General features: G+C 58.2%; 1 protein-coding gene. It reads left to right on the forward strand.

What is annotated here, in order from left to right:
* On the forward strand, nucleotides 1-263 hold a 263-nt coding region (locus tag ACFZPT_RS26750), incomplete at both ends, for a VOC family protein (protein ID WP_379559137.1).

Below are 263 nucleotides of genomic sequence, written 5' to 3' on the forward strand. Positions count from 1 at the left end.
GAATCGGCCGTTGCACTGTGGAGCGGCATTCTCGGCCGAGACGATTGGTCGATCTACACGTATTGGCCCGACAACGTTCCGGAGTTGAACTACCGAGGTGAGGAAGGACGGTTCGGCATGCGCTTGGCTTTTGTCGGTGTCGGTCCCCAAATCGAGCTGATCGAACTCCTCGAGGGCCCCAGCTCGTACCACGAATGGCATTCGCGTCACGGTTTCGGATTGCACCATCTGGGTTTTGTCGTCCCGTCGATCAAGGACGCGAT

It is taken from the genome of Pseudomonas sp. MD330_10 (assembly GCF_042610415.1).
GTDB classification, from domain to species: Bacteria; Pseudomonadota; Gammaproteobacteria; order Pseudomonadales; family Pseudomonadaceae; genus Aquipseudomonas; species Aquipseudomonas rhodesiae.